At 74.3% G+C, this 3,415-nt stretch carries 4 protein-coding genes; all 4 read right to left on the reverse strand.

Annotated features, from left to right (window positions below):
* Positions 1–88: 88 nt before the first annotated feature.
* Positions 89–1,117 carry an adenosine deaminase gene (locus AOK18_RS18370; protein ID WP_055695086.1) on the reverse strand — a complete coding sequence of 343 codons (1,029 nt, stop codon included), beginning with the start codon at positions 1,115–1,117 and terminating at the stop codon, positions 89–91.
* Between the two features lie 20 nt (positions 1,118–1,137).
* The gene (locus AOK18_RS18375; RefSeq protein ID WP_055573762.1) at positions 1,138–2,043 is read right to left on the reverse strand and encodes a ribonuclease Z; all 906 of its coding nucleotides are present in this window, start codon (positions 2,041–2,043) and stop codon (positions 1,138–1,140) included.
* Between the two features lie 11 nt (positions 2,044–2,054).
* Positions 2,055–2,408 (reverse strand): HIT domain-containing protein, encoded by a 354-nt coding sequence (locus AOK18_RS18380; protein WP_055573761.1) that lies wholly within the window; start codon positions 2,406–2,408, stop codon positions 2,055–2,057.
* Positions 2,409–2,538: 130 nt separating this feature from the next.
* On the reverse strand, positions 2,539–3,415 hold an 877-nt coding region (locus AOK18_RS18385; RefSeq protein WP_206281559.1), incomplete at its 5' end, for a S41 family peptidase.

Raw genomic sequence — 3,415 nt, forward strand, 5'->3', positions numbered from 1 at the left:
CCCGGAGCGGCTGCGCGAACTGGCCCGCAACTCCTTCCTCGCCGCCTTCCTGGACGACGACGAGGAGCGGCGGGGCCGGGGCCGGGGACTACGGGAAGACGTACGCCTCCACCTCGGCGAGGTACCGGCTCCGCCGCTCCTCGTCGTCGTCCAGGAAGGCGGCGAGGAAGGAGTTGCGGGCCAGTTCGCGCAGCCGCTCCGGGCCGAGGCCGAGGGTGTCGCGCACCGCGTCGAAGGTGTCGCCGGCGTAGCCGCCGAAGTAGGCGGGGTCGTCGGAGTTCACCGTGCACAGCAGGCCGGCGTCGAGCATCTCGGGCAGCGGGTGGTCGGCGAGGGTGTCCACGGCGCGCAGCCGGACGTTCGACAGCGGGCACAGGGTCAGCGGGATCCGGTCCCGCACCAGCCGCGCCACCAGCGCCGGGTCCTCCACGCAGCGCAGCCCGTGGTCGACCCGTTCGACGCCGAGGACGTCCAGCGCCTCGGTGACGTACTCCGGCGGGCCCTCCTCACCGGCGTGCGCCACGCGCCGCAGCCCGAGCGCGGCGGCCGCCTCGTACACCTCGCGGAACTTCGCCGGCGGGTGGCCGACCTCGGCCGAGTCCAGGCCCACGCCGGTGATCCGGTGCAGGTGGGGCTTCGCCGCGTCCAGGGTCGCCAGGGCCGACTCGGCGGACTCGTCCCGCAGGAAGCACATGATCAGCCGGGTCGAGACGCCGTGCGTCTCCTCTCCCCCACTCTCGGCTTCGCTCGAGCGGGGGGACCCCCACCGCTCGAGCGCCCGCCACAGCCCCTCGACCACCGTGCCCATGGCGACACCGCGCGCCGTGTGCGCCTGCGGGTCGAAGAAGATCTCCGCGTGCCGCACGCCCTGTGCCGCGGCGCGGGCCAGGTAGGCGTCGGCGAGGTCCTCGAAGTCCCGCTCGGTGCGCAGCACGGCCATCAGCTCGTAGTACAGGTTCAGGAACGACTGGAGGTCCTGGAACCGGTACGCCTCGCGCAGGGCGCCGGTGTCGGCGTAGGGCAGGTCGACACCGTTGCGGGCGGCGAGGGCGAAGGCGAGCTCGGGTTCGAGCGTGCCTTCGATGTGAAGGTGCAGTTCGGCTTTCGGTACGGGCATCGAAGCATCGTACGGGGATTTCAGCGACGTTTGGGGAGCGGCACTCGCAGCAGGTCGTGGGCCACGGTCAGCTCGCCCGCGTACCCGGCGGCCCGCGCCTGCCGCTCGAACTCCTCCGGGTCGCCGTAGCGCTGGCTGAAGTGGGTGAGGACCAGGTGCCGCACGCCCGCGTCCCGCGCCGCCCGGGCGGCCTGACCGGCCGTCAGGTGCCCGTACTCGACGGCGAGTTCCTCGTCCTCGTCGAGGAAGGTGGACTCGATGACGAGCAGGTCGCAGCCCTCGGCGAGCGCGTGCACCCCCTCGCAGAGCCGGGTGTCCATGACGAACGCGAACCGCTGGCCGCGCCGCACCTCGCTGACGTCCTCCAGGGCGACCCCGCCGAGGACGCCCTCGCGCTGGATGCGGCCGACGTCCGGGCCCGCGATGCCGTGCGCGGCGAGCCGGTCGGGCAGCATCCGCCGGCCGTCGGGTTCGACCAGCCGGTAGCCGTACGACTCGACGGGGTGCGACAGCCTCCGCGCCTCCAGCGTGTACCCGGGGGTGCGGGCGAGCGGGCCGTCGGCGCCGACGGGTGCCTCGGTGACGCCGACCGTCTCGCGGTAGGCGGTGGCGTACCGCAGCCGGTCGAAGAAGCGCTGCCCGGAGCCCGGGTAGTGGGCGGTGACGGGGTGCGGGACCCGGTCGAGGTTGATGCGCTGGATCACTCCGGCGAGGCCGAGCGAGTGGTCGCCGTGGAAGTGGGTGACGCAGATGCGGTTCAGGTCGTGCGCGGCGACCCCGGCGCGCAGCATCTGGCGCTGGGTGCCCTCGCCGGGGTCGAACAGGATGCCCTCGCCGTCCCAGCGCAGCAGGTAGCCGTTGTGGTTGCGGTGGCGGGTGGGGACCTGGCTGGCGGTGCCGAGCACCACCAGTTCGCGTACGGACAAAGGGGTGCCGCCTATCCGGGCGGCCAGTGCAGGCCGCGGCCGCCCAGGACGTGGGCGTGCGCGTGCCAGACGGTCTGGCCGGCACCGCCGCCGGTGTTGAAGACGATGCGGTGGCTCTCCAGCTGTTCCTGGTCCGCGACGGCCTGCGCCTCGCGCAGCACGTCCGCCGCGACCTCGGGGGCGGCCGCGGCGAGGGCCCCCGCGTCCTTGTGGTGCGCCCGCGGGATCACCAGGACGTGCGTGGGCGCCTGCGGGTTGATGTCGCGGAAGGCGACGGTGGTGTCCGTCTCCCGGACGATCGTCGCCGGGATCTGTCCTGCGACGATCTTGCAGAACAGGCAGTCTTCCTGGGGTTCCCCTGCCATGGCAGGACCTCCTCGGTGCGTGGTGATCACGTACGAGGGCATCGTAGTCGCCCCCGTCACGGCGGGCGGGCGGACCGGGACGGCGGACCGGGGGCCGGCCCCCGGTTCCGCTTTCCCGGTGCCGGGGCGCCTACTCCACCGCCGGCGGCGTCTTCGCCGGTGTCTCCTCGAGCGCGGCCAGGGCCAGCCGTACCGCCTCGTCCAGCTGGACGTCCCGGCCCGCCGCGTGGTCCTGCGGGCTCTGGACGACCTCCACGTCCGGGTCCACGCCGTGGTTCTCCACGCCCCAGCCGTAGCCCTCCAGCCAGAAGGCGTACTTGGGCTGGGTGACGAGGGTGCCGTCGACGAGCCGGTAGCGGCTGTCGATGCCGATGACGCCGCCCCAGGTGCGGGTGCCGACGACGGGGCCGATGCCGAGCGCCTTGATCGCCGCGTTGACGATGTCGCCGTCGGAGCCGGAGAACTCGTTGGCGACGGCGACGACCGGGCCGCGGGGCGCGTCCTGCGGGTAGCTCTCCGGGCGCATGCCGCGCGGCAGGTCCCAGCCGACGATCCGCCGGGCCAGCTTCTCCACGACGAGCTGGGAGGTGTGGCCGCCGCGGTTCTCCCGGACGTCCACGATCAGGCCCTCGCGGGCCACCTCGATCCGCAGGTCCCGGTGGATCTGGGCCCAGCCGGGGGCCTGCATGTCGGGGACGTGGATGTAGCCGAGCCGGCCGCCGGACCGCTCGTGGACGTGGGCCCGCCGGTCGGCGACCCAGGCGTGGTAGCGCAGCGGCTCCTCGTCCGCGACGGGGACGACGACCGCGTGCCGCGGGTCGCCGCCGCCGGCCGGGGAGACGGTCAGCTCGACGGGCCTGCCCGCGGTGCCGACCAGCAGCGGGGCCGGTCCGGTCAGCGGGTCGACCGGCTGTCCGGCCACGGCGACGATCGCGTCGCCGGGGCGGATCGCGACGCCGGGCGCGGCCAGCGGGGAGCGGCCCTGCGGGTCGGAGGTCTCCGGCGGC

The sequence above is a fragment of the Streptomyces prasinopilosus genome (assembly GCF_001419695.1).
GTDB classification, from domain to species: domain Bacteria; phylum Actinomycetota; class Actinomycetes; order Streptomycetales; family Streptomycetaceae; genus Streptomyces; species Streptomyces prasinopilosus.

What these genes read in the sequence shown, in the direction of transcription:
- AOK18_RS18370 (WP_055695086.1), bottom strand. Translation starts at nt 1,117, where the DNA reads ATGCCCGTACCGAAAGCCGAACTGCACCTTCACATCGAAGGCACGCTC.
- AOK18_RS18380 (WP_055573761.1), bottom strand. Translation starts at nt 2,408, where the DNA reads ATGGCAGGGGAACCCCAGGAAGACTGCCTGTTCTGCAAGATCGTCGCA.